This is a genomic window from Erythrobacter sp. THAF29, from assembly GCF_009363635.1.
Classification (GTDB): Bacteria; Pseudomonadota; Alphaproteobacteria; order Sphingomonadales; family Sphingomonadaceae; genus Erythrobacter.
This window is the reverse complement of the sequence record NZ_CP045392.1, coordinates 1104248-1127811: the sequence shown is the minus strand read 5'-3', so window position 1 is coordinate 1127811 and position 23564 is coordinate 1104248. Positions and strand designations below refer to the sequence as shown.

Here is a 23564-nt window from a genome sequence, read left to right as displayed (position 1 = left end):
GGCGTCGCGAAACTTTTTTGCGACGCAGGTGTGTTGCTTGGCTAGTTGGGTTCGACGCCCAGCTTTGCAAGGGTCGGGTTCCCCCTATTTGATCGCTTGACCTCCCCACCCCTCCGCGCAATCCTGCGAGCCGACAAGAGAGTTGGAGAATTCGCGAAATGGTATGGATCAAGCGCGCGGCCTGGGCGCTGCTGGTGGTGTTCGTTGTCGGCTTCGTAGTGCTCGCATCCTGGGAACCGATGGCGGCCGAGAAAACCGACCCCCAGCCCGACCGCGTTTACACCGCCGAGATCGTGCGCGACGAATTCGGGGTGCCCAAGATTTACGGCAAGACCGACGCGGACGTCGCATTCGGCGTCGCCATCGCTCAGGCAGAGGACGACTTCTTTACCTTGCAGGACGTGGTCGCGATGAGCCGCGGGCGATACGGCGCAATCGCGGGCGAAGAGGGCGCGACCTTCGATTACGTCTACCACCTGCTCGATGCACGCGGCACGGCGCAGCGCGAATATCCGGAGCTTCCCGCCGATACGCGCGCTCTATTCGAAGCCTACGCCGCAGGCCTGAACCAGTACGCAAAAGATCATCCTGACGAGGTCAAGCTCGCCAACCTTTTCCCGGTCGCGGGAGAGGACGTCGCTGCGGGCTTCGTCTTGCGACAGCCGTTCTTCTTCGGGCTCGGCAATGTCATCGGGCCGTTGGTCGAAGGCGAGGAACTGCGCCGCGAATACGGACCCGACATTCCCGGCTTCCCTCGTGAAGGCAGCGAAGGAGCGGAGCAACCGACCGAGCAGGCGCATCAGGGTATTCATCCGCTCCCCTGGGGCGAAGATGCAGCGCTGCTCGGCTCCAATGCCTTTGCTGTCGCGCCCGACAGATCCGGGGGGCCGACCACCCTGATCTCGAATTCGCACCAGCCGCTGCGCGGCGGGGTCGCATGGTACGAACTCACGGTCGAAAGCGAGGAAGGCTGGCACTTCACCGGAGCCAATTTCCCCGGCTCACCCTTCCCTTTCCTCGGCCACAATGAGCATCTGGGCTGGACCAACACGGTCAACCGTCCGGACATGACCGATATCTACAAGCTCGAGATGAATGAAGACGGCTCGCAATACCGGCTCGACGGCGAGTGGCGCGATCTCGAAAGCGAAACGGTTTTTCTCCCGGTGCGCATGGGTCCGGTAGTGCTGCCGATCCCGCGCATAATCCACCGCAGCGTTCACGGCCCGGTGATCGAGAATGACAAAGGCTTTTTCGCCATCCGTTATGGCGGGATGGGCAGCGTCGAGCAGCTCGACGCATATTACCGAATCAACAAGGCAACCAGTTTCGACGAATGGCAGGAGCAGATCGCACGGCTCGCGATTCCTTCGACCAATTTCATCTATGCCGACGAGGCAGGGAACATCGCCTATGTCTATAACGCAGCGATCCCAGACCGACCCGAAGACGTAACGGCCAACTGGCGCGGCGTGCTCGACGGTTCGCGCTCGGATCTGATCTGGCAGGGAACAGTCGATTACGAGGAGATTCCAAAGGTCATCAACCCGGGATCGGGCTGGCTCTATAATGCCAATAACGAACCCTACACCGCCGCAGGTGCAAGCGACGATATCGATCCGGAAAGCGTCTCCCCGATCCTCGGTGTCGAGCGCAAGCAAACCAACCGATCGCGGCGAGCATACAAGCTGCTTTCGCAAGCTAGCCTGCTCGACGAAGAATCACTGCGCCGTATCAAGTACGACACCGCATACGAGCGCGAGGGCTATGTCGCGGACCTGTGGGATGCGCTCGAGGAACTCGACTTTGGCGAGCCGACGATGAAAGACGCGCAGCTTGCAAGCCGGGCGCGCGACATTCTGCTCGAATGGGATTTCACCGCCGACAACCAGGGCCGCGCCGATGCGCTCGCCCTGCTGATGATCCGCGACTTCATGTCGGCGGAGTACCAGAACAAGAGCGAAATGCCCGGTTTGCGCGAGTTGCTCGAAAAATCGGCTGAGCACTTGATGGAGCATTTCGGCCGGCTCGATCCGCCGATGAGCGACCTGCTCCGCCTGCGACAGAACGGTGTGGACCTGCCACTGGATGGCGGCTCGGACACCTTGCGCGCATCGACAACATGGCAAGTCGATGAGGACGGACGCCTCAGCCTCGTTCATGGCGACAGCTTCATCCAGTGGGTCGAATGGAATGACGGCGAACCAGTTCAATCCCGCTCCATCCAGCCATTCGGCGCCGCGATCACGCGGCCCGAAAGCCCGCACCACACAGACCAGATGCGGCTGTTCGTCGATCACCAATTGAAGCCGGTATACTTCTGGCGCGAAGACGTGCTCGCCAATGCGAAGCGGCGTTACACCGTCACGAACGCTAGCTATTTCAACCTTGTAATACGAGCCGCAGCACCGCAGGGTGTGTGCCAATCGACATTGCAGAGATAGGGGTAAAGTCATGTCCTTCCTGAAATCCGGACCGTCCACCAGCCTTGCAGCGATCGCGCTTGCTACGCTGCCGCTCACCACCGCGTGCTCATACGACCGCGCGCCGCTCGCCTCGGCCAGTTCGACCGCGCCGGCCGAAGCGCAGTCGGCTGCCGCGAATGAAAGCGGCCTTACCGAGCTCGTCTCGCAGGTTGCGATCCCCTATGAGGAATTCCAGCTCGAAAACGGCCTGACCGTGATCGTGCACGAAGACCGCAAGGCGCCGGTGGTCGGCGTCGCCGTCTGGTACAATGTCGGCTCGAAGGACGAGCCGGAAGGCAAGACCGGCTTTGCCCACCTGTTCGAACACCTGATGTTCAACGGATCGGAAAACGCGCCCAACGACTATTTCCAGTACCTCCAGGAAATGGGGGCGACCGATTACAACGGCACCACCAATTTCGACCGGACCAACTATTTCCAGACAGTTCCGCGTCCCGCGCTCGAACGTATCCTGTGGCTCGAAAGCGACCGGATGGGATATCTTCTCGGAGCGGTGACGCAGGAGAAGCTCGATAACCAGCGCGGCGTCGTCCAGAACGAAAAGCGTCAGGGCGACAACCAGCCGGGCGGCCTTGTCTTCTATGAAATCCTCGAAAACATGTTCCCCGAAGGCCACCCCTACGGGCACTCGGTAATCGGCTCGATGGCCGATCTCGACAGCGCCTCGATGGAGGATGTGCGCGGCTGGTTCCGCGACAAATACGGACCGAACAACGCCACCGTGGTGCTTGCAGGCGATATCTCCGCCGACGAAGCGCGCCCGCTGGTCGAAAAGTGGTTCGGCGAGATCGCGCGCGGCCCGGTCAACAATCCCGCAATGGCCGATGTGCCCGAACTCAGCGAAGACAAGCGCAGCGTCATGCGCGACCAAGTGGCGGCCACTACCATCACCAAATACTGGGCCGTTCCCGGGATCACCAGCGAAGAACTGACCGCGCTCAATATCGGCGCAAGCATTTTCGGCGGCCTCGCCTCCTCGCGGCTTGACGAGGTGTTGGTGCGCGACGAGCAGCTTGCGGTAGGCGTCGGCGCAGGCAATTTCGATTTCCAGCGCGTCGGTATCCTGCTCGTCAGCGCAACGCTCAAGCCGGGCGTCGAGCTCGAAACGCTCGAGAAACGGCTCGATGAACTGATCGCGGAATACATCGCCGAAGGCCCAAACGAGGACGAGGTCCGGCGCGCCGCGACCAGCCAGCTTGCAGGCACGATCAGAGGCCTTGAACAGGTCGGCGGCTTCGGCGGCAAGGCTGTTGCGCTGGCGCGCGGCGAAGTGCTCGCTGGCGACCCCGGCTTTTACAAGCGGCAGTTCGATACGCTCGCAACGCTCACGCCTGCGGACGTGAAGGGTGCGATGCAGCGCTGGATGACCAAGCCTGCCTTCACACTCGTGCTCGAACCGGGTGAGCGCGACGAGGAATACGAGGAAGCGGCAAGCGTCGAGGGTGCGGACGACAATGCAAGCGAGCGCGACCGAGAAGCCGAGGAAATCACCGTCACAAAGGTCCGCCCTGCTCCGCCGATCGATACGATCGCACAGCTCGATTTTCCCGATGTCGAGCGCGCGACGCTCGCGAACGGGATGCAGGTGACTTACGCACAGCGCAACGCCGTTCCCGCGACCTATGTGACGCTGTCCTTCAACGCGGGCTCGGCTGCCGATCCGGCGGACAAGCCGGGACTGGAAGACCTCACCATGTCGCTGTTCGATGAAGGCACCGCCGAAATGACGGCGCAGGAAATCGCCGAAGCGAAGGAGCGGCTGGGCCTCACCATCTCCACCGGTGGCGGCTCCGATCGTTCGACTTTCACGCTCTCGGCCCTGTCGGCCAATCTCGTGCCCTCGCTCGACCTCTTGAGCGATATCGTACGCGAACCCGCCTTCAACGAGAACGATCTTGAACGTGTGCGGGCGCAGACCATCACCGGCATTCGCCAGCAGATGAAATCGCCGCAGGGCATCGCCTTCAGGGCGATCACGACAGAGATCTTTGGCAGTTCGCCCTATGGCGGCGTGCCGACGATCGAGAGTGTCGGGGCGATCAATCGCGACGATCTCGTCACTTTCAAGGACCGCTGGATCCGGCCCGATAACGGCGAGGTTTTCGTCGTATCCGACCGGCCGCTGTCCGAAGTGGTGGATGCGCTCAACACCGTCTTCGCTGATTGGCAGGCGCCCGCCGTGCCAAAAGGCACGAAGAGCTTTACGCAAGCCTCCCAGGCGAGCGCAGGCGACCGCATCATCCTCGTCAATCGCCCGAATAGTCCGCAAAGCTTCATCCTCGGGGCCGAACTGACCCCGCTCGATGCGAGCGATGCGAACTATATCGACTTCACAAACGCCAATAATGCACTCGGCGGGAACTTCCTCGCCCGGCTCAACATGAACCTGCGCGAGACGAAAGGGTGGAGCTATGGCGTGCGCGGCGGTCCGCAGGCGCGCGAAAACGCCGTGGTCTACCAGATCTTCGGCGGCGTGCAGGCCGACAGGACCGGCGATGCCCTTGCTGAAATGCGCCGCGAGGTCAGCGAATTCCTGACCGACAGGGGCGTGACCGAGGAAGAACTTACCCGCAATGTAGCCGCCGAGATCGGCGAGCTGCCGGGACGGTTCGAAACCTCGCCCGCAGTGCTTTCCGCGCTGCAATCGAACGCGCTGTTCGGTCGCCCGGACGACTATTACGAAACGCTGGTCGAGAAGTACCGGGCGCAGACCACCGGGAGCCTCGATGCCGCGGCTCGCGAGGCGCTCGACCTCGAAAAGTTCGTCTGGGTCGTGGTTGGCGATGCGAGCAAGGTGAAGGACCAACTCGAAGGGCTCGGCCTGCCCGTCGAGGTTCGTGAACTGCCTGCCGACGAATGACGCTACGGCATTGAAGAACATGGAGGGCGGGAGCGCGCAATGGCGGTTCCCGCCCTTTGTTTTGCCAAGAACCGATGCGCCGGAATCCGGTTGAACGCCACTGACACACGTGTAAACAAGCGCGCAGAGATTTTGCGGTCCGCTCGCGAAGGGATCGCCTGACACCTAAGGAGATACCGAATGTCTGTTGCAGGAACCTACAAGACCGTCGTGAAAAGCCCGATGGGCGACCAGAGCGGCACCTTCACCGTCGTGCCTGGCGATGATGGCAACACCTTCACCGGCTCGATGGCTGGCGGCATGGGTTCGATGGACGTCGAAGACGGCAAGATCGACGGCAACAAGCTGACCTGGAAAATGAACATGACGGTTCCGATGCCGATGACGCTCGATTGCGAAGCAACCGTCGATGGCGACCAGCTGACAGGCAACGTCAATGCAGGCGCATTCGGCGCAATGCCGCTGACCGGCGAACGCGAAGGCTAAGCCTGGGCGCAACCAAACGAACAACGAAAAGGCCGCCGGAGCTAGGATGCTCCGGCGGCCTTTCTCTTTGGCTGAATGCGAGAGCAGATCAGTCTTCTGATGCGCCTTCCGACCCGCCTTGCCCCTCCGCTTCGGCAGCAACTGCCGCCAGTGCGGCGGCTTCTGCTTCCGCCTTGGCCTCTGCTTCGGCTTCTGCGGCTTCGCGGGCCAAACGCTCTTCCTCGGCCTTTTGGCGGGCCAGTTCGGCCTGAACGTCGATCACCTCGTCGCGGTTGTAGGCGAGCACGCCCGGGATCGGCGCCAGGCGATTGATCTCCGCTCCCATCCAGTTCGGCACGAACGGCATCGGGACTAGCTGCGCATCCTTGATCCACTCCTTCGGCAAACGCGGATCGTAAGCGGCTTCGTCCACCGGCTCGATGATCATCGCGACCCGCACGAGCTGGTCGTTGGTGTCGACGCCTTCTGGCAGTCTGCCACGACCTATCTCGTTGCTGTCCTTGTCGAGCCACACGCCGTCATAACGCAGCGCATTGATCGTGCCCGGCTCTGCCATGAACTTGACCGTGCCCATGCATGCACACGCGCCGAGGCCCATGCTGGTCGTGCCGTAATAGACATATTCGCCCGGCGGCACTTCCTGCAGGTAAAGCGAAAGCCCCTTGCCCTTGTCGAAGCGGTTGAGCGGGCCGAGCGAGAACATCATCATTTGCTCGGGCGGCGTCCAAGAGAAGTTTTCCTCGGTCGGCTCGATCGGCTTCTTCTGCGTCGGCTTTTCCCTGCGCTTCTTCGCGCGGGCGATGTGCTTTTCGTATTTCGCCTGTTTCTTCGCCCACTTCTCGCGTGCCTTTTCAAGCGCTGCGGAGCGCTGGTTGGCCACGATTTCGCGCTCCAGGTCGGTCGGAACCTTGAAGAAGGTCGCGGGGATCGCGACCGGCGACTGCAGCAGGATATAAGCTTTGTTGGGATCGAGGAGCACCTCGTCCCTGTCCTTCATGATCTGCGTTTCGAACTCGATTTCCGGCAGGTCGTCCTGCGCCATGGCCGGAGCACCGGTTGCGATCAACGCCGCACCCGCGACGCCCAGAGCCAGCTTTGCGATACTCATAGCCCGATGTCCTCCTTGCCGTTGAGCTGGCTGGAGGCGACGAGCGCCTGCGTTGCCAGCATTTCCTGCCGGTCCTTTTCCTCGATGGTCGTGCCGCCTTCTTCGAAATTGAACTCTTTCCAGAGATCCTTTGAAATACCGTGGCGCTTGTATCCCTTGAAGTGCATGCAGCGGCGCATGTTCACGCGGCGCTTTGCGCGCTTCTCAGCCGAACCGTAGATCGCCTGCGCCAGCGCTCCGCCGATTGCGCCGCCGATCACCCCGCCAATGCCATACATCGCGGACGTGCCGGCATCGGGATAGTAGTTCTGCGTGGCGAGACCGCGCGCGAGTTCGTTGCAGAAACGGATATCGTCCAGCGCGACCTCGAAGCTCGTGTCCTCGCGGTTGAAGTAATAGTACTTCTTGTAATTCTTCTCGTCGTTTTCGTCTGGCTCGAATTCGAGCACCGGCATCGACAGAGCGGAAGGGTCGGGCTGCCATTCGCGCCATTCCTTATCCGTCATTTTTCCGTCCGTCTGTGCCGCTGCGGGCGCCGCTAATGCAAGCGCAAGCAACGGCGCGCCGACCAGCGCAGCAACCACTTTCGTCATCTTGTGAAACCCCTGTATTCAATCCCGAGTGTAAAATAGCAGCGCGGCCCGGCGAACCAATTGTATCGCAGCGACATCTCCACAGACCTGTGAAGAGTGCGACGGAATGGGCACAGTGGCTCTCCCCTCAATCTGAACTTGACTCACGGCACGACATGTAATTATGTAATTACATTATGACTAATGATGATATGGACGAGGTTTTTCACGCGCTCTCGCACGCGACGCGCCGGACAATCCTCGATCTCCTGCGCGACCAGCCGGGCGTCACGGTCGGCAAGCTGGCGGGCCAGTTCGACGTCACCAGGATTGCGATCATGTCGCACCTCAACGTGCTCGAACGCGCAGGGCTTGTCGTCAGTGAGAAAGACGGCCGCGCCCGCAAGCTCTATCTTAATGCGGTCCCGATCCAGCAAATCCAGGATCGCTGGCTGGGGGAATATGGCGCGCATTTCGCTTCGCGAATGACGTCGATCAAATACGCTGCCGAGCGCGCAGCCAAGAAGGAGGGGAACGAATGACGGATGGGGGAGGCACCGCGCCCAAGGCGGTCTACAAGGTGCATATCGAAGCACCGATCGAGACGGTCTGGAACGAGTTGGTGAAGACCGACGAGGTCTTGCCGTTCTTTTTCGGCTCCGTCTGCCGCACGCCGGGCGAGATGGAGGTTGGTGCGCCGATCGCGATGGAGACGACCAACGGCAAGTACCGCACGGTCGTCGGCAAGGTGATCGAGTTCTCGCCGCCGCATCGCTATTCGCACACCTTCAAGTTTACCGGCCATGACGATCCGCCCTGCACCGTAACCTACGAATTGGTCGAGGCAGGCGGCGGGACCGACTTCTCGCTCATCACCACCAATGTTCCTGCTGGCACCAAGACCGAAAAGGGCATGGCGCAGGGCGGCAAGTTCATCGTCAACACGCTCAAGTCGGTCGCGGAAAATGGCGGCGCGGGCTTCGGCACCCGATTGATGCTCGGCCTGATGGGTCTGGCGCAGCCGCTCACACCCAAGGTCAGCCGGTCCGAAAACTGGCCGTTCGATGTTATCGAGAAACTCTGAGACGGAGAGGAAATCACCATGGCCGCATCACCCGACGACCAACTCGCAACCATGCTTGCGAACATTCCAGAAAAGACCGGCAAACCGCTGGACGAGTGGATCTCAATCCTCCGTGCCAGCGGGCTTGAGAAGCATGGCGAGATGATGAAACTGCTGAAGCAAGACCACGGCGTGACCCACGGCTTCGCCAATCTCATCGTATCGAAAGCGCGCGAGACGGGCGAGGAATTGGACCTTGTCGCCGCGCAATATTCGGGAGCAAAGGCCGATCTGCGCCCGCTCTATGTGGAGATCCTCGCATACGCCCAATCGCTCGGCAAGGATGTCGAGGTCGGACCCAAGAAAGCGAGCGTGAGCCTGCGCCGCAAGAAACAGTTTGCCCTCATCACGCCCGCGACCAAGACCCGGATCGACCTCGGCCTCGCGCTGAAAGGCGACGAACCGCAAGGTCGGCTCGAAGCCTACAACGCAATGTGCAGTCACCGCGTCCGGATCGAAAGCTCGGCTGATTTCGATGACGAGGTCAAAGGCTGGATGAAGGAAGCCTATTCCCGCTCGGGCTAAGCCCTAGCCCAGCTTGTCCTTCAGGATCTGGTTGACCACCTGCGGGTTCGCCTTGCCCTGCATCGCTTTCATCGTCTGGCCGACGAAGAAGCCGAACAGCTTGTCCTTCCCGCCCTTGTATTCGGCGACCTTGTCCTCGTTGCTGGCGAGGATTTCGTCGATCGCAGTTTCGATTGCCCCGGTGTCGGAGACCTGCTTGAGGCCCTTCTCGTCCGCGATCTTCTCCGGGTCGCCGCCTTCCTTGAGGACGATCTCGTAGATCTCCTTGGCCTGCCCGCCGGAAATCTCGCCCTTGTCCTGCATGGCGAGGATCGCCGCCTGGGCTTCCGGGGTCGAGTTGGCGAGGTTCGCTTCCTCGCCCAGCCCCTTCACTACGCCCGGCGCCACCGAAAGCGCCCAGTTCGCAACCTGCGTCGCGATCTTGGCCTCCGGCTTGCCGATCTTGGCCGCGGCGACCGAAAGCAGCGTCTCGAACCGCGCGAAAGTCTCGACCTCGGCGGTCAGTTCGCGCGCATTGTAGGCGCTGAGGCCCAGCTCCTGCTCGTAACGCTGGCGCTTGGCATCCGGCAGTTCGGGAAGGCTCGCGCGGCATTCCTCTAGGAACGAGTCCTCCAGCTCCAGCGGAAGCAGGTCTGGATCGGGGAAATAGCGATAATCATGAGCGTCTTCCTTCGACCGCATCGTGCGCGTCGTGCCGGTGTTCGGATCGAACAGGCGGGTCTCCTGATCGACCGTCCCGCCGCCCTCGATCACGTCGACCTGGCGGTTCGCTTCGTATTCGATCACCTGCATGACGAAGCGCACCGAATTCACATTCTTGGTTTCGGTGCGCGTCCCGAATTCCTCGCCCGGACGCCGCACCGAGACGTTGACGTCCGCGCGCATCGAGCCTTCTTCCATATTGCCGTCGCACGACCCGACATAGCGCAGGATCGAGCGCAGCTTGCGGACATAGGCCCCGGCTTCTGCCGGAGAGCGCATGTCGGGCTTGGAGACGATTTCCATCAGCGCGACACCACTGCGATTGAGATCGACATAGGACATGGTCGGATGCTGGTCGTGCATCAGCTTGCCCGCATCCTGTTCGACATGGATCCGTTCGATCCCGATCACCTTGTCTTGCGGGATTCCGGCCTTCTCGTCGGCCTCGATATGCAGCTGCCCCTCGCCCACCAGCGGGTGGTAAAGCTGGCTGATCTGGTAGCCCTGCGGCAGGTCGGCGTAGAAATAGTTCTTGCGGTCGAACCGGCTCCACTTGTTGATCTGCGCCTCGATCGCCAATCCGGTGCGCACCGCCTGCCGAATGCACTCACGGTTGGGCACGGGCAGCATCCCTGGCATCGCCGCATCCACCAGGCTGACCTGGCTGTTCGGTTCCGCGCCGAACGCGGTCGAAGCGCCCGAGAACAGCTTTGCGTTGGAGGTGACCTGCGCGTGTACTTCGAGGCCGATCACGACCTCCCACTCGCCGGTTGCGCCCTGGATGCGGTAGTTACTCATCGTCTTTCACCTGAATTGGTGTGTTGTCGCTATCGAGCCGCTGTGCAGGCCTAGCGGGGCCTCGGTCTTTCGGCTCATTCTTGATTTCTTTGCCGGTGCTGTCGAACCGCGCCTCGCCGTGCTCAATCGTTTTCGAGAGGTACATCACCACGCCGCCGATAATCACGAAGGCGACGAGAAAGATGGTCGCGAAGACGACGGTGAAGGTCATCCTACCACCACTTCTCCGGTGCGCGATCGAACCCGGCGCGCTGCTGGATCGCGAGGCCGGCATCGAGCACGGTCTGCTCGTCGAACGGCTTGCCGACCAGCTGAAGGCCGAGCGGCAGGCCGTCTTCGTTGAGCGTCGCGGGAACGCTCATTGCCGGGAGACCGGCGAGCGATGCGGGCACCGCAAATACGTCATTCAGATACATCGTCAGCGGGTCGTCATTAAGGCTGCCGAGTGGGAACGACGCAGTCGGCGTTGTCGGCGCGAGGATCAGGTCGCAGTCTGCCCACGCCTGCTCGAAATCGCGCGCCACCAGTGCGCGCACCTTCTGCGCCTGGTTGTAATAGGCATCGTAGAAGCCCGCCGAGAGCACATAGGTACCGATCAGGATGCGGCGCTTCACCTCGTCGCCGAAACCGGCGGCGCGGGTTGCGGCATACATTTCCTGCAGGCCTGCCTCTTCCGGCAACTCGCGCAGGCCATACCGCACGCCGTCATAGCGCGCGAGGTTCGATGACGCCTCGGCAGGCGCGATGATGTAATAGGCGGGCAGCGCATACTTGGTGTGCGGCAACGAGATATCGACGATCTGCGCGCCTGCATCCTTGAGCCATGCCTTGCCCTGCTCCCAGCTGTCGAGGATCGCCTGCGACGTCCCCTCCATCCGGTATTCCCGGGGGATGCCGACCCGTTTGCCCTTGAGGTCGGCATTCAGGGCGCCCTCCCAATCGGGCACGTCCATCTGAAGGCTGGTCGCATCCTTCGGATCGAAGCCCGCCATCGCACCGAGCATGATCGCGCAATCTTCGACCGAACGCGCCATCGGGCCCGCTTGGTCGAGCGAACTGGCAAACGCCACCACGCCCCAGCGCGAGCAACGGCCATAGGTCGGCTTGATCCCGCAAATCCCGGTGAAGGCGGCTGGCTGGCGGATCGAGCCGCCGGTATCGGTGCCCGTCGCAGCAGGCGCGATGCGCGCGGCGACGGCTGAGGACGATCCGCCCGACGAACCGCCCGGACTCATCGGCTGGTTGCTGCCCTTCTTGCGCCACGGCGAGGCGACATTGCCGAAATACGAGGTCTCGTTCGACGAACCCATCGCGAACTGGTCGAGATTGAGCTTGCCCAGCATGCCCGCGCCCGCATTCCAGAGGTTCTGCGAAACCGTGCTTTCGTAACGCGGCTCGAACCCTTCGAGGATGTGCGAAGCAGCGGTCGTCTGCACGCCGTAGGTCGCAAACAGGTCTTTCATGCCAATCGGCACTCCGGCCATCGCGCCCAGCTCCTTGCCCTCGGCACGTGCCTTGTCGGTGGCGTCTGCGGCGGCGAGAGCATGGTCGGGCGTGGTGACGATGAAAGCGTTGAGTTCGGCTGCGGCCGCAACCGCATCGTTGAAGCTTTCCGCAACTTCGCGCGCGGTGAATTCACCCGCACGAACACCGTCACGGATGGCCTTGACGCCGAGAGAGGTCAATTCGGTCATATTATTCGATCACCTTGGGCACGCCGAAAAAGCCATGTTCGGCGACGGGAGCATTGGCGAGGATGTCTTCACGGCGACCGCCAGCCGTGTGCGGATCGGCATCGACCACATCATCGCGCAGGCGCAGTGTGTTGGGGATGACCGCGCTCATCGGCTCGATACCCTCGACATTCACCTCGCCCAGCTGCTCAACCCATTGGAGAATGTTGTTGAGCTCGGGCACCATGCGTTCAAGCTCTTCATCGCCCATATTGATCCGCGCGAGCGACGCGATCTTGGCGACGGTCTGTTTGTCTACCGACATGTGCTAGCCTTTTAAGCGATTATTCGTTGGGGGCCGGAGCGGCCTGCGGGGACGGGGCGTCGCCCGGTGCGGCACCCGGTGCACCATCCGGACCGCCCGGACGACCCTGCCCCAGCGCTTGCTGCAGGATCTGAAGGTTCCGGTCGAAAGTTTCCTTGGTCATGAAGTCGACCAGTTCGATCTCGAAAACCAGATCGGCATTGGGCGGGATCGGCGCGCCCGGAGGCGGTTCCGCGCCATATGCCTGGTCGGACGGGATGTAGACTTCGTATTTCCCACCCTTCTGCATCTGCTGGAGGCTCTTGTAGAAACCGTCGATGGTCGCGCCTTCTTCGATCGGGAACGGTGTGCCTTCGGGAAAAAGGCCCTGCACGGGGAGCGGGATATCCTGACTCTGATCGAAGACTTCCCCGTTGGACGCGAACTTGCCGGTATATTTGACGAAAGCGACGTCGCCCGCCTTCGGGGTAGGGCCGGTGCCTTCGACCAGCGTATCGATACTCAGCCCCTTCGGCACAGCCGCCCATGCCAGCCCTGCACCCAGCAGGATCGCGACAATCACGCCGAGCCATAATTTGACGAGCGAGCCCTTGGCGACGGGCTGGATCGGAACACGGGTAACTTCGGCCATTGGATTTCCCTGATGAGAGGCGCGCGCTGCTGCGGCGATTTCGGACAGCAAAAGGGCGCGGAATCGATACCGCGCCCTGATGGCTTATCGCGTTGGTGCATTCAAGCGCGAATGCATCTGTGAAACGGCATTACTTGATGCCGTCGCGCTCCATGCGCTTACGCTCGAGCTTGCGGGCGCGGCGGACGGCGGCAGCCTTCTCACGCGCGCGCTTTTCGCTCGGCTTTTCGTAGTGGCGACGCAGTTTCATCTCGCGATACACACCTTCGCGCTGCAGCTTCTTCTTGAGCGCGCGCAGGGCCTGATCGACATTGTTATCGCGAACCATGATTTGCATAAACGACTACTACCTCATTCCAATTGCGCCGAGCCCGCTAAACCGAATCGCGGGAATGCGCGTAAATCTGACGCTAAAAACGGCGCGAAACCCACCTTTCTAAGGCACGGTCGCGCTGAAACTGGGGCTTACATAACGAAACAACAGGTTTTTGGCAAGGTATCAGTGCCCCTGACCACCGCGATCCGTGCCATACGCGCTAGGCAGGGCGGGATCGGCTCGTTAAAGGAGCGCCAATGTCTTCTGCCGCCCTCTCTCCCATCGCCGCTTCGCTCTATGTCGCTTTTGGCGGCGCGATCGGTGCGCTCGGACGCTTTCATTTGGGCCGCGCAATCGCGAACATGGTCGGCACTGCCGGCGGTTTTCCCTGGGCGACACTGGCGGCGAACGTGCTCGGCTGTCTTGCCATGGGGCTGCTGTTCGGATGGCTTGCCAAGGTCGGCCCCAACGAAGCGATGCGATTGCTGCTGGGCGTCGGGCTGCTCGGCGGCTTCACGACATTCAGCGCTTTCAGCCTCGAAATGATGCTCCTGATCGAGCGCGGATCGGCGGGACTCGCCGTGACCTATGCGGGTGTGTCGGTGCTGGCAGGCCTTGCTGCGCTCTATATCGGCCTCGCAATCATGCGGGGTGCGGCATGAGGCCCAAAGCATCCGCGCAAGTGCGGCAGTTCACGGTCAGCGATGACGATGACGGCATCCGGCTTGACCGCTGGTTCAAACGCAATCTGCCGCAGATCGGCTTCGCGACTGTCTCAAAATGGGCGCGCACCGGACAGGTCCGGGTCGATGGCAAGCGCGCCAAGCCCGAAGATCGCCTGAAGGCAGGACAGGTGCTGCGCGTGCCGCCGGGCGGCGAGGCGAAGCACAAGGCTCCGAGAAGACACCGCGAGCTGACAGCAGACGAGATCGCCGAGGCGAAGGCCATGGTGATCCGCGAGACGAAAAGCGCGATCGTCCTCAACAAGCCGCCCGGCCTCGCGACGCAGGGAGGCAGCAAGACCACGAAACACGTGGACGGACTGCTCGATGCCTTCGTCGCGGACGACGAAACTCCGCGCCCTCGCCTTGTCCACCGGCTCGACAAGGACACGTCGGGCGTCCTGCTGATCGCCAGGACTCCGGGCAGCGCCGCATCGTTTTCGAAGCGTTTCTCGAGCCGTAGCGCGCGCAAGGTCTATTGGGCGCTCGTCGTGGGTGTTCCCGAAGTGCGCGAAGGCACGATCGACGCACCGCTCGCCAAGCAACCGGGGACCGGCGGCGAGAAGATGCACGTCGACGAGGAAAACGGCCAAAGCGCCAAGACCCGTTACCGCGTCGTCGAGCGCGCCGGGCAGAAGGCGGCATGGGTCGAGCTCGAACCGCTGACCGGCCGCACGCACCAGCTGCGCGTCCATATGGCAGCAATCGGCCATCCGATCGTAGGCGACGGCAAATATGGCGGGCAGGATGCGTTCCTGACCGGCTCGATCAGCCGCAAGATGCACCTCCATGCGCGCCGCCTCATCATCTCGACCCCCGAAAACAAGGGAACCGGCGGCAAGCTTGACGTCACCGCCGATCTCCCGCCGCATTTCGCCGCTTCGATGGAATCGCTCGGCTTCGAGGAAAGCCAGAGCGACGCCTCCCCGATGCGCGACGAGGCGCCCGAGCGCACCCCTACGGAAAAGAAACAGGCCGCGCGCCGCCATGCCAAGCAATACCGCAAGGACCGCCGAGGCGAACGCCGTACGCGCAGCACCTCGAAAACGACCGCGAAGAAAAAGAGCGCCAAGCCCAAGGGCAAGCCGAAAGGTCGCCGCAAGTGAGCGCCCGGCTTGCTGTCTTCGATTGCGACGGCACACTCGTCGACGGTCAGGCGGATATATGCCTGACGATGGTTGAGGCGTTCAAGCGCGCCAGTCTCACGCCGCCCGATCCCAACGATGTACGCCGCATCGTCGGTCTCAGCCTGCCAGTGGCCATAAGGCACCTTGCGCCCGATCTCGACGAGGCGCAGACCCGCAGCGTCGTCGAATACTACAAGAGCGGCTATTTCGCGCGGCGTCAGGAAGGATTGCTTCGCGAGCCTCTCTATGATGGCATCGCCGACCTGCTTGGCAATTTGCGAGCGAGCGGCTGGACGCTCGCCGTGGCCACCGGCAAATCGGATCGCGGACTTGCAGCGGTGCTCGCCGCGCACGGGCTCACCGACCTGTTCACCTCGCTCCAGACCGCCGACCGGCATCCTTCAAAACCGCATCCGGCCATGCTCGAGGCAGCCCTGTTCGAGGCGGGCGCGCAGCCTGCCGATGCGGTGATGATCGGCGATACGAGCTTCGATATGCAGATGGCGGGCGCCGCCGGCGTGCGCGCCGTCGGCGTTGCATGGGGTTACCACCCGCCGGAGGAATTGCGCGCGACCGGAGCCGCCGACGTGGCCCACAAGGTTGCCGATCTCAGCGATATGCTGGAGCGCGTACTGTGATGTCCCCACAGGACAACGAGGTGCTGGCCAAACAGCGTTACACCATCATGAACCTGGTCAGGATCGGGTCGCTTGGAGCGGTGATCTGCGGCATTGCCATCGCTCGCGCCGTCATCGATCTGCCCTATGCGCTAGGGGTAGCGCTCGCGGTTGGCGGACTGATCGGATTCTTCTTCGGCCCGCGCCTCCTCGCCCGCCGTTGGAAATCTGGCGGAGACGCGGACGAATGAAGCGCTTTTACAAGCAAGTCGATTTGCGTCAGGAAGACGGCGGCTGGCAGGTCGCGCTAGACGGGCGCGGGATCAAGACGCAGGCCGGTTCGCAGCAACTCGTCCCGACCGAGACGCTCGCCAAAATGCTCGCCGCCGAATGGGACGATCAGGGCCAGGAGATCGACCCTGCACGCTTTGTTTTTCGCGATTTGACTGATTACGCGATCGACGTGGTAGGCCCCGGCATCGCCGCAATCGCAGCCAAGCTGGTCGCTTATGGCGATACCGATACGCTGCTCTACCGCGCCGATCCCGACGAGCCGCTTTACGCCCGCCAGCAGGAGGTGTGGGAGCCGATTGTCGCGGGCTTCGAGGCAAGGGAAGGCATCACAATGGTCCGGGCCAGCGGGATCATGCACAAGGCTCAGGACAAGGCCGCGCTCGGCGTGCTGAAAGAGAAGCTCGCCGCGCTCGACGGTTTCGCTTTGGCCGGAACCGAGTCGATGACCTCACTCGCCGCTTCGCTTATCATCGGATTGTCCGCGACGGGCAGCGAAACCGAGGATGAGGTCTCAAAGCTGTGGGATGCAGCCAATCTCGAAGAAGAGTGGCAAGCCGATCTGTGGGGGCGGGACGAGGAAGCCGAAGCCGGCCGCACCCAAAGACGCGAGGCGTTTCTCAATGCGTGGAAGTTCGTGCGCGCAGCCAGATCCTAGCCGCTGGACATCCACTCCGCGACTTCGCCGGCCACGGTGTTCGCCGCCCGGTTCAGGGCAGGCCCGACCGAGGCAGCTTCGGCCAGCACCCCGCTCTCGCGCGCTTCGAACCGGCGCGATGTCACCGTGCCATCGGCGTTGGTCCGTACCGCATCGTAACGCACGACCACGGACGAAGTAGCCGCATCATAGCCCATCTCGCGAAGGGTTCCGCGCAGCGTCTGCGCGGCAAGGATCGGCGTATCGTCATTGTCGAGTACGAGCGTGTTCCCCCTCGCCCGCAAGGTATCGCCAAGCAGGCGGCGGAACAGCCGCGCAGGCTTTTCGACCCAGAACGCTTCTTGCAGGTAGGCGAGCTCCGTGTCGCTCACCATCACCGGCACGCGCGTAACGTCGAGCTTCGCGGGCGTGTCGATCGGCAGTACCGCAATGGCGCGCGCATTGTCTTCAGTCGAGGCGCTGGCACCGGCTCCGGCGACAGGGCTTGCACTCGGGCTGAGAGTAAGCAGGCTCTCGGGCGGTTCCGCGCCGAGGCTGAGGCACCCGGAAAGCGCCAGCGCACCCGCGCCCACCAGCACAATCCGCCCCATTGTCTTCGCCATAAAGTTCATGCCCTCATTCCCCCTCACGGCTCGTAATCCGGCAGCGACTGGCCTTGCAACAGCGCGCCTGCGCCCTGGCTGTCGAGTTTCTCGGTAAGGCTGCGCAGCGCGCGGCTCGTGGTTCTCAGATCCTGCAAGGTCGCCTCGGCAGCGGGCAGCGTCGTTTCGCGCAACTGTCTTGCGGCCGGCCTTGTGTCCTCAAGCGTCGCTGCAAGCGAGGCGGCGGCTTTGTTCGCCGAATTCAGCGTCCCCCGAAGCTCTTGCGCGAGCGCGGGGCCTTCCTGATTGAGGAGCTGGTCCGTGGTCGCGGTCGCTTTTTCAAACGCATCGAGCGCTTCGCCCGCTTCCTTCAAAGCCACTTCAAGTTCGGCAAAGGTCCCTTCGAGCCGCGGCGCGGCCTCGGCCAGCTCTTGCGTCAACCGGTTGGAGTTTTGCAGGATACCGGTGATCTGTTCCTGGTTTTCGGGGCCGAGCAGCGTGTTCAGGTTTTCTGTCAGTGTCGCCAGCCGCTCAAGCAGCAGCGGCGCGTTGTTGAGCAGCGCGTTGATGCCGCCGTCCTTGGGCGGGATCACCGGGCGGCCTTCGGGGCAGGCCGTCGTTTCGCAAGTGATCGGCGGCGCGTCCTTGCGCGCGCCATCGAGCAGGATGCTCGACACACCGGTAAAGCTCGCCTGGATAGTCGCGGTGGTCCCGACCAGGATCGGAACGTCCTCGGCTACCTTGATCCGTACGCGCACGAATTCGGGATCTTCGTCCGAAAGGCTGATTGCCGTGACCTGACCCACCGGGACGCCTGCGTAGGAAACCTGGCTCCCGTTCGCGAGACCGGAAACCGATTGCGCGTAGAAGATGTCGTATTCGTTCTGGTCGCCCTGCCCCAGCCGCGCGATCCAGACGATAAAGGCCGCCAGCGCTGCCAGCAGCACCAGAGTGACCGCTCCGACCCAGACATGATTGGCACGCGTTTCCATCGTCTCTCCTATGAACGGCCAAGGCCGCCTGTGTCCATGCGCTTATCCATGGACATTGTTCCCGGCAGCCTGTTGCTCGCCGCGTTCGTGCGTTGCGAGGGCAGCGCGTCCACGCGGGCCATTGAAGTATTCCTCGATCCACGGATGGCCGGTTTCCAGCAATTCGGGAATTGTCCCGACCGCGATCACCTTTTTGTCCGCGATCACGGCGATGCGGTCGCAAATCTCGTAAAGCGTATCGAGATCGTGGGTAATCAGGAAAACGGTGAGGCCGAGCGTTTCCTTCAGGTTCTTGGTCAATTGGTCGAACTTAGCCGCACCGATCGGATCAAGGCCTGCCGTTGGTTCGTCCAGAAAGAGCAATTCGGGATCCAGCGCGAGCGCGCGGGCGAGACCGGCGCGTTTCTTCATCCCGCCCGATAGCTCGTTCGGAAACTTGTTGATTGCATCTTCGGGAAGTCCCGAGAGCAACACCTTGTAGCGGGCAATCTCGCGGCGCAGGTGGTCGTCGATATCGGGGTAGAATTGCCTCAGCGGCACTTCAACATTTTCGCCCACGGTCAGAGTCGAGAACAGCGCCCCACCCTGGAACATCACGCCCCAGCGGCAACGCACGCCGATTTCCTCGTCGGGCTCGGCATTGGTAATCGACTGGCCGAGAACCCGGATGCTTCCCGCATCCGGCGTTTGCAGCCCGATGATGGAACGCATCAGAACCGATTTGCCGCTTCCCGAACCTCCGACGACACCGATGATCTCTCCCGGCTCGACGACAAGATCGAGCCCGTCATGGACGGTGAAATCGCCGAAGCGGTTGACCAGTCCCTCGACGACGATGGGCGGTTCGGTGCCGAGATGTTCGGTGTTGTCGTGCTCTTTCGCCATCGCTCAGCCCCACCCGATCTCGGTGAAGAACACAGCGAAGAACGCATCGAGCACAATCACGGCGAAGATGGCGGAGACGACCGCCATGGTGGTTCTGAGGCCGACCTCTTCCGAATTCCCGCGCACCTGCATCCCGTGATAGCAGCCTGCAAGCGCCACGATCAGGCCGAAAACCGGCGCTTTGATAAGGCCGACCCACAAATCGTAAGTCGGTACGACCTCCTGAATGCGCTCGAGAAAGGTGAAGAACGGGATGCCGAGCGCAAACTGGCCGACCACGGCGCCGCCGATGATCGCTACGACCGACGAGTAGAAACCCAGCAGGATCATCATGAACGTGCAGGCGAGGATGCGCGGAATTACGAGGCGTTCGATGGGAGAAAGACCGATCGTGCGCATCGCGTCGATTTCCTCGGTCAGTTTCATCGTCCCGATCTGAGCCGCAAAAGCGCTTCCCGAACGGCCCGCAACCATGATTGCGGTCATCAGCACGCCGAGTTCGCGCAACGTGATCCGGCCGACGAGGTTCACCGTCAGCGCCTCCGCCCCGAATTGTTCGAGTTGCACCGCGCCCTGCTGCGCGATGACGATGCCGATGAGAAAACTCATCAATCCAATGATCGGAAGCGCGGCGACGCCCACCAGCTCCATCTGGCGGACCAGCGCCTTCATCGGGAATTGCGAGGGGTGACGGGCAAGGCTTGCGAAGCCAAGGAGTATTTGCCCAAGAAATCCCACGACGCCGTAAATGCCCGAGCGCGCGTTGAAGACCTTCTGCCCCATCTCCTCGGGTACGCGCACCCAGACCGGCTCACGCGGTGCGCTGACGGGCGCGTCCGTCTGCAAGTCCTCGATCGCGTCGAGCAGGCGCTGCGCGCGCGGGCTGGCGCCGACGATTTCCGCCTCATGGTCGCCAGCGAGACGGCACGCGACCCATGCGCCGACCGTATCGATATGCTCGACCCCGGAGAGGTCGATCACCGACACTTGCGTATCGAGCTCGTCGAGATCCTGTTCGACCGGCCCGATCGTCGAGACAACCAGCGGGCCGGAAAAGGAAATCCGGCTGCGCCCACCATCGTCGTTATCGAGTGAAAACTGAGCCTCGCGGTCCATAACGTGAAGCTATGTAGGCAAATCCCGCGCATCACAAGCGGTGTGTTGTCCCCGATGGCGAAACTCACCGTTGCACCGAGGGAGAGCCGCTGGCAAAGGCGTTATTTTCCAAGGGCCGAGCTACCCGCGCCCTCCGCCCTTCCACCCGGAACCTACCGGGACACTATACGGGTGGAAGGGCGGAGGGCGCGGGTGGCACGGCCTGCGAGCGTTTGCGAGCACAACAAAGATGACCCTACCGACCACCTTCAACCCCGCCGAAATCGAGGCGCGATGGTACAAGCATTGGGAGGAAACCGGCGGTTTCCGGCCCGAGCGCCCGGATGCGGAACCCTACACCATCGTGAATCCGCCGCCCAACGTTACGGGAAGCCTCCATATTGGCCACGCGCTCGACAACACGCTTCAGGACATCGTGATCCGATACGAACGCATGCGGGGCAAGGACGCGCTTTGGGTCGTCGGCATGGACCACGCAGGGATCGCGACGCAGATGGTGGTCGAGCGCCAGATGGAGGAACGCCAGGACAAGCGCACGAATTACTCGCGTGAGGAATTCATCGAAAAGGTCTGGGAATGGAAGGCCGAGAGCGGGGGCGCTATCACCAAGCAGCTGCGCCGGCTCGGTTGCTCGATGGACTGGTCGCGCGAACAGTTCACGATGGACGAGCACTTTACCAAGGCGGTGCTCAAAACCTTCGTCGATCTTTACAATGACGGCCTTATCTACCGCGACAAGCGGCTGGTGAACTGGGATCCGAAACTCAAGACCGCGATCTCGGACCTCGAGGTCGAGCAGCAGACAATCCCGGGCCATTTCTGGCACTTCAAATATCCGCTCGCGGACGGCGTGACGCTGGATTCAGGGCAGGACTATATCGAGGTCGCCACCACGCGCCCCGAAACGATGCTCGCCGACATGGCAGTCGCGGTGCATCCCGATGACGAGCGCTACAAAAGCGTCATCGGCAAGCATGTGATCCTGCCGATCACAGGTCGCCGCGTACCCGTGGTCGCCGACGAACACGCCGATCCCGAGCTCGGCTCGGGCGCGGTGAAGATCACGCCGGGGCACGACTTCAACGATTTCGAGGTGGGCAAGCGCGCAGGTATCGCGCCTGCCGATATGCTCAACATGCTCGATGGCGATGCCAACGTCTGCCAGACGGCGGACGGGCTGGTGCCTGACGAATATATCGGCCTCCACCGCTTCAAGCGAGACGGGGTGGATGGCGCGCGCGAACTCGTGGTCCAGCGCCTCAAGGAGCAGGGCTACCTGATCCCGCACGTCCAGAAGAACAGGAACGGCGAACAAGTTGAGATGGACGCCGAGCCGCGCCAGATCGCGACGCCCTTCGGCGATCGCGGCGGCGTGGTGATCGAGCCGTGGCTGACCGACCAGTGGTATGTCGATGCCGAAAAGCTCGCGCAAAAACCGATCGAGCAGGTGCGCAATGGCGAGGTCGAAATCGTCCCCAAGACGTGGGAAAAGACCTTCTTCAACTGGATGGAGAACATCCAGCCGTGGTGTGTCTCGCGGCAATTGTGGTGGGGCCACCGCATCCCTGCGTGGTTCGATAGCGACGACAATGTCTACGTCGCGATGAGCGAGGAAGAAGCGCAGGCGCAGGCTGGCGAAGGTGTAGAACTGACGCGCGACAACGACGTGCTCGACACGTGGTTCTCATCCGCGCTGTGGCCGTTCGCGACGCTCGGGTGGCCGGAGAAGACCGACCTGCTCGAAAAGCACTTCCCCAACGACCTGCTCATCTCGGGCTTCGACATCCTGTTCTTCTGGGATGCGCGGATGATGATGATGGGCAATTACAACATGGGAGAGGCTCCTTGGCCGCGCCTCTACCTCCACGGCCTCGTGCGTGCGGCAGACGGCGCGAAGATGTCGAAATCGAAGGGCAATGTCGTCGATCCGCTCGGTCTCATTGACCAGTACGGCGCCGATGCGCTGCGGTTTTTCATGGCGGCGATGGAAAGCCAGGGCCGCGACATCAAGATGGATGAAAAGCGGGTCGAAGGGTATCGCAATTTCGCGACCAAGCTCTGGAACGCGGCGCGTTTCTGCCAGTCGAACGGCATCGCCGCTTCGACCACTCTGCGCGCTCCCAAAGCCAGACTCGCCGCCAACCAGTGGATCATCGGCGAGGTTCAGCAAACCGTCGAGGAACTCGACAAGGCGATGGCCGAATTGCGCTTCGATGCCGCAGCAAACGCGATTTACCAGTTCACCTGGAGCCGCTTTTGCGACTGGTATCTCGAACTCATCAAGCCGGTCTTCGGCGGTGACGCGGACAGCCCCGCTGCCATCGAGACCCGCGAGGTTGCCGGCTGGGCGCTCGACCAGATTCTCGTCATGCTGCACCCGTTCATGCCCTTCATCACCGAGGAGTTGTGGCACGCGCAGGGGACACGCCACTATGACTTGATCACCGCCAAATGGCCCGATCCGCGCGCCGAGATTTCCAAGGATGCAACCGACGCGATCGACTGGGTGATCGACCTCACCACCAATGTCCGCTCGGCGAAGAACGAGCTCGGCATTGCGCCGGGTGCGAAGCTTGCTGCGTTCGTGCCCTCGCCTTCGCAACTTGCGAGCAGCACGATCGAGCGCAGCAGCGCCGCAATCGAGCGCCTCGCGCGCCTTGCCCCGGTGACGATCGGCGAAGCGCCCTCCGGCCCCGCGATGCAAGTCACTGCGCAGGCTGGTTCGGGTGGGGGCGACGTATTCGTCATCCCGCTCGAAGGCATCATCGATATCGAGGCGGAGAAAACCCGACTGGAAAAGGCGCTCGCCGCCTCGGAAAAGGAAGCGAAATCGCTCGAAGGCAGGCTCTCCAACGCCAACTTTGTCGAACGCGCCAAGCCCGAAGCGGTCGAGAAGGCCAAGGCCGACTTCGCGCACCACTCGGCGGAGGTCGAACGGCTCGAAGCGGCTCTGGCGCGGCTGGGATAAGC

Annotated in this window: 24 protein-coding genes; 12 read left to right on the top strand and 12 right to left on the bottom strand. The window is 62.3% G+C overall.

Going from position 1 to position 23564, the window contains the following annotated elements; all coding sequences use genetic code 11:
• Positions 1 to 158 precede the first annotated feature (158 nt).
• From FIU90_RS05525 to FIU90_RS05515, 3 genes are all read left to right on the top strand, one after another.
• Positions 159 to 2444 carry an acylase gene (locus FIU90_RS05525; protein WP_152433872.1) on the top strand — a complete coding sequence of 762 codons (2286 nt, stop codon included), beginning with the start codon at positions 159 to 161 and terminating at the stop codon, positions 2442 to 2444.
• A 10-nt stretch (positions 2445 to 2454) separates the two neighbouring features.
• Complete coding sequence (locus FIU90_RS05520; protein WP_152433871.1) at positions 2455 to 5346, top strand: pitrilysin family protein; 2892 nt, start codon at positions 2455 to 2457, stop codon at positions 5344 to 5346.
• Between the two features lie 180 nt (positions 5347 to 5526).
• Positions 5527 to 5832: a hypothetical protein gene (locus tag FIU90_RS05515; protein WP_152433870.1), complete on the top strand. Its 306-nt coding sequence runs from the start codon at positions 5527 to 5529 to the stop codon at positions 5830 to 5832.
• 88 nt (positions 5833 to 5920) lie between these two features.
• On the opposite strand, the gene FIU90_RS05510 is transcribed toward FIU90_RS05515, so the two are convergent.
• Both FIU90_RS05510 and FIU90_RS05505 read right to left on the bottom strand, forming a co-directional pair.
• On the bottom strand, positions 5921 to 6940 hold the full coding sequence (locus FIU90_RS05510) for a hypothetical protein (RefSeq protein ID WP_152433869.1): 1020 nt from the start codon (positions 6938 to 6940) through the stop codon (positions 5921 to 5923).
• Positions 6937 to 7533 carry a hypothetical protein gene (locus tag FIU90_RS05505; protein ID WP_152433868.1) on the bottom strand — a complete coding sequence of 199 codons (597 nt, stop codon included), beginning with the start codon at positions 7531 to 7533 and terminating at the stop codon, positions 6937 to 6939. Before FIU90_RS05505 ends, FIU90_RS05510 begins: the two co-directional genes overlap by 4 nt.
• Positions 7534 to 7709: 176 nt before the next feature.
• Between FIU90_RS05505 and FIU90_RS05500 the strand changes: the two genes are divergently transcribed.
• From FIU90_RS05500 to FIU90_RS05490, 3 genes are read left to right on the top strand one after another with little or no spacing between them, the layout of a single operon-like run.
• Entirely contained in the window at positions 7710 to 8054 is a 345-nt protein-coding gene (locus FIU90_RS05500; RefSeq protein ID WP_234029641.1) for a helix-turn-helix transcriptional regulator, read from the top strand.
• A complete protein-coding gene (locus FIU90_RS05495) occupies positions 8051 to 8596 on the top strand; it encodes an SRPBCC domain-containing protein (RefSeq protein WP_152433866.1) in 546 nt (181 codons plus the stop codon). The genes FIU90_RS05500 and FIU90_RS05495 overlap by 4 nt, the downstream gene beginning before the upstream one ends.
• Before the next feature lie 18 nt (positions 8597 to 8614).
• On the top strand, positions 8615 to 9160 hold the full coding sequence (locus FIU90_RS05490) for a DUF4287 domain-containing protein (RefSeq protein ID WP_152433865.1): 546 nt from the start codon (positions 8615 to 8617) through the stop codon (positions 9158 to 9160).
• A gap of 3 nt (positions 9161 to 9163) precedes the next feature.
• Here the strand turns inward: FIU90_RS05490 and gatB are convergent, their stop codons facing one another.
• From gatB to rpsU, 6 genes are all read right to left on the bottom strand, one after another.
• Complete coding sequence (gatB, locus tag FIU90_RS05485) at positions 9164 to 10660, bottom strand: Asp-tRNA(Asn)/Glu-tRNA(Gln) amidotransferase subunit GatB (protein ID WP_152433864.1); 1497 nt, start codon at positions 10658 to 10660, stop codon at positions 9164 to 9166.
• Positions 10653 to 10871, bottom strand: coding sequence for a hypothetical protein (locus tag FIU90_RS05480; RefSeq protein WP_152433863.1), 219 nt, complete (start codon positions 10869 to 10871; stop codon positions 10653 to 10655). Before FIU90_RS05480 ends, gatB begins: the two co-directional genes overlap by 8 nt.
• Position 10872: 1 nt before the next feature.
• Positions 10873 to 12354, bottom strand: a complete 1482-nt coding sequence (gatA, locus tag FIU90_RS05475) for an Asp-tRNA(Asn)/Glu-tRNA(Gln) amidotransferase subunit GatA (RefSeq protein WP_152433862.1) — start codon at positions 12352 to 12354, stop codon at positions 10873 to 10875.
• Position 12355: 1 nt separating this feature from the next.
• Positions 12356 to 12658 (bottom strand): Asp-tRNA(Asn)/Glu-tRNA(Gln) amidotransferase subunit GatC, encoded by a 303-nt coding sequence (gene gatC, locus FIU90_RS05470; RefSeq protein ID WP_152433861.1) that lies wholly within the window; start codon positions 12656 to 12658, stop codon positions 12356 to 12358.
• Between the two features lie 19 nt (positions 12659 to 12677).
• Complete coding sequence (locus FIU90_RS05465; protein WP_152433860.1) at positions 12678 to 13289, bottom strand: FKBP-type peptidyl-prolyl cis-trans isomerase; 612 nt, start codon at positions 13287 to 13289, stop codon at positions 12678 to 12680.
• Positions 13290 to 13419: 130 nt separating this feature from the next.
• Positions 13420 to 13626 carry a 30S ribosomal protein S21 gene (gene rpsU, locus FIU90_RS05460; protein WP_006834591.1) on the bottom strand — a complete coding sequence of 69 codons (207 nt, stop codon included), beginning with the start codon at positions 13624 to 13626 and terminating at the stop codon, positions 13420 to 13422.
• 236 nt (positions 13627 to 13862) lie between these two features.
• Here rpsU and crcB point away from each other — a divergent pair, with 236 nt between their 5' ends.
• Genes crcB through FIU90_RS05435 form a run of 5 tightly spaced genes read left to right on the top strand, consistent with a single transcriptional unit; the run spans position 13863 to position 17020 of the window.
• Positions 13863 to 14267 (top strand): fluoride efflux transporter CrcB, encoded by a 405-nt coding sequence (crcB, locus tag FIU90_RS05455; RefSeq protein ID WP_152433859.1) that lies wholly within the window; start codon positions 13863 to 13865, stop codon positions 14265 to 14267.
• On the top strand, positions 14264 to 15433 hold the full coding sequence (locus tag FIU90_RS05450) for an RluA family pseudouridine synthase (RefSeq protein ID WP_152433858.1): 1170 nt from the start codon (positions 14264 to 14266) through the stop codon (positions 15431 to 15433). The genes crcB and FIU90_RS05450 overlap by 4 nt, the downstream gene beginning before the upstream one ends.
• A complete protein-coding gene (locus FIU90_RS05445; RefSeq protein WP_152433857.1) occupies positions 15430 to 16092 on the top strand; it encodes an HAD-IA family hydrolase in 663 nt (220 codons plus the stop codon). The genes FIU90_RS05450 and FIU90_RS05445 overlap by 4 nt, the downstream gene beginning before the upstream one ends.
• Positions 16092 to 16322, top strand: coding sequence for a hypothetical protein (locus FIU90_RS05440; protein ID WP_152433856.1), 231 nt, complete (start codon positions 16092 to 16094; stop codon positions 16320 to 16322). The genes FIU90_RS05445 and FIU90_RS05440 overlap by 1 nt, the downstream gene beginning before the upstream one ends.
• A complete protein-coding gene (locus FIU90_RS05435; RefSeq protein WP_152433855.1) occupies positions 16319 to 17020 on the top strand; it encodes an ATP12 family chaperone protein in 702 nt (233 codons plus the stop codon). Before FIU90_RS05440 ends, FIU90_RS05435 begins: the two co-directional genes overlap by 4 nt.
• Here FIU90_RS05435 and FIU90_RS05430 read toward each other — a convergent pair.
• From FIU90_RS05430 to FIU90_RS05415, 4 genes are read right to left on the bottom strand one after another with little or no spacing between them, the layout of a single operon-like run.
• A complete protein-coding gene (locus tag FIU90_RS05430) occupies positions 17017 to 17622 on the bottom strand; it encodes an ABC-type transport auxiliary lipoprotein family protein (protein WP_234029640.1) in 606 nt (201 codons plus the stop codon). The genes FIU90_RS05435 and FIU90_RS05430 overlap by 4 nt on opposite strands.
• A 23-nt stretch (positions 17623 to 17645) precedes the next feature.
• Entirely contained in the window at positions 17646 to 18593 is a 948-nt protein-coding gene (locus tag FIU90_RS05425) for an MlaD family protein (protein WP_152433854.1), read from the bottom strand.
• A gap of 42 nt (positions 18594 to 18635) precedes the next feature.
• Positions 18636 to 19478: an ABC transporter ATP-binding protein gene (locus FIU90_RS05420; RefSeq protein ID WP_152433853.1), complete on the bottom strand. Its 843-nt coding sequence runs from the start codon at positions 19476 to 19478 to the stop codon at positions 18636 to 18638.
• 3 nt (positions 19479 to 19481) lie between these two features.
• A complete protein-coding gene (locus FIU90_RS05415) occupies positions 19482 to 20594 on the bottom strand; it encodes an ABC transporter permease (RefSeq protein WP_152433852.1) in 1113 nt (370 codons plus the stop codon).
• 229 nt (positions 20595 to 20823) lie between these two features.
• Here FIU90_RS05415 and FIU90_RS05410 point away from each other — a divergent pair, with 229 nt between their 5' ends.
• Positions 20824 to 23562 carry a valine--tRNA ligase gene (locus FIU90_RS05410; protein ID WP_152433851.1) on the top strand — a complete coding sequence of 913 codons (2739 nt, stop codon included), beginning with the start codon at positions 20824 to 20826 and terminating at the stop codon, positions 23560 to 23562.
• Positions 23563 to 23564: the final 2 nt, after the last annotated feature.

What these genes read in the sequence shown, in the direction of transcription:
- FIU90_RS05525 (WP_152433872.1), top strand. Translation starts at nt 159, where the DNA reads ATGGTATGGATCAAGCGCGCGGCCTGGGCGCTGCTGGTGGTGTTCGTT.
- FIU90_RS05520 (WP_152433871.1), top strand. Translation starts at nt 2,455, where the DNA reads ATGTCCTTCCTGAAATCCGGACCGTCCACCAGCCTTGCAGCGATCGCG.
- FIU90_RS05515 (WP_152433870.1), top strand. Translation starts at nt 5,527, where the DNA reads ATGTCTGTTGCAGGAACCTACAAGACCGTCGTGAAAAGCCCGATGGGC.
- FIU90_RS05510 (WP_152433869.1), bottom strand. Translation starts at nt 6,940, where the DNA reads ATGAGTATCGCAAAGCTGGCTCTGGGCGTCGCGGGTGCGGCGTTGATC.
- FIU90_RS05505 (WP_152433868.1), bottom strand. Translation starts at nt 7,533, where the DNA reads ATGACGAAAGTGGTTGCTGCGCTGGTCGGCGCGCCGTTGCTTGCGCTT.
- FIU90_RS05500 (WP_234029641.1), top strand. Translation starts at nt 7,710, where the DNA reads ATGACTAATGATGATATGGACGAGGTTTTTCACGCGCTCTCGCACGCG.
- FIU90_RS05495 (WP_152433866.1), top strand. Translation starts at nt 8,051, where the DNA reads ATGACGGATGGGGGAGGCACCGCGCCCAAGGCGGTCTACAAGGTGCAT.
- FIU90_RS05490 (WP_152433865.1), top strand. Translation starts at nt 8,615, where the DNA reads ATGGCCGCATCACCCGACGACCAACTCGCAACCATGCTTGCGAACATT.
- gatB (WP_152433864.1), bottom strand. Translation starts at nt 10,660, where the DNA reads ATGAGTAACTACCGCATCCAGGGCGCAACCGGCGAGTGGGAGGTCGTG.
- FIU90_RS05480 (WP_152433863.1), bottom strand. Translation starts at nt 10,871, where the DNA reads ATGACCTTCACCGTCGTCTTCGCGACCATCTTTCTCGTCGCCTTCGTG.
- gatA (WP_152433862.1), bottom strand. Translation starts at nt 12,354, where the DNA reads ATGACCGAATTGACCTCTCTCGGCGTCAAGGCCATCCGTGACGGTGTT.
- gatC (WP_152433861.1), bottom strand. Translation starts at nt 12,658, where the DNA reads ATGTCGGTAGACAAACAGACCGTCGCCAAGATCGCGTCGCTCGCGCGG.
- FIU90_RS05465 (WP_152433860.1), bottom strand. Translation starts at nt 13,289, where the DNA reads ATGGCCGAAGTTACCCGTGTTCCGATCCAGCCCGTCGCCAAGGGCTCG.
- rpsU (WP_006834591.1), bottom strand. Translation starts at nt 13,626, where the DNA reads ATGCAAATCATGGTTCGCGATAACAATGTCGATCAGGCCCTGCGCGCG.
- crcB (WP_152433859.1), top strand. Translation starts at nt 13,863, where the DNA reads ATGTCTTCTGCCGCCCTCTCTCCCATCGCCGCTTCGCTCTATGTCGCT.
- FIU90_RS05450 (WP_152433858.1), top strand. Translation starts at nt 14,264, where the DNA reads ATGAGGCCCAAAGCATCCGCGCAAGTGCGGCAGTTCACGGTCAGCGAT.
- FIU90_RS05440 (WP_152433856.1), top strand. Translation starts at nt 16,092, where the DNA reads ATGTCCCCACAGGACAACGAGGTGCTGGCCAAACAGCGTTACACCATC.
- FIU90_RS05435 (WP_152433855.1), top strand. Translation starts at nt 16,319, where the DNA reads ATGAAGCGCTTTTACAAGCAAGTCGATTTGCGTCAGGAAGACGGCGGC.
- FIU90_RS05430 (WP_234029640.1), bottom strand. Translation starts at nt 17,622, where the DNA reads ATGGCGAAGACAATGGGGCGGATTGTGCTGGTGGGCGCGGGTGCGCTG.
- FIU90_RS05425 (WP_152433854.1), bottom strand. Translation starts at nt 18,593, where the DNA reads ATGGAAACGCGTGCCAATCATGTCTGGGTCGGAGCGGTCACTCTGGTG.
- FIU90_RS05420 (WP_152433853.1), bottom strand. Translation starts at nt 19,478, where the DNA reads ATGGCGAAAGAGCACGACAACACCGAACATCTCGGCACCGAACCGCCC.
- FIU90_RS05415 (WP_152433852.1), bottom strand. Translation starts at nt 20,594, where the DNA reads ATGGACCGCGAGGCTCAGTTTTCACTCGATAACGACGATGGTGGGCGC.
- FIU90_RS05410 (WP_152433851.1), top strand. Translation starts at nt 20,824, where the DNA reads ATGACCCTACCGACCACCTTCAACCCCGCCGAAATCGAGGCGCGATGG.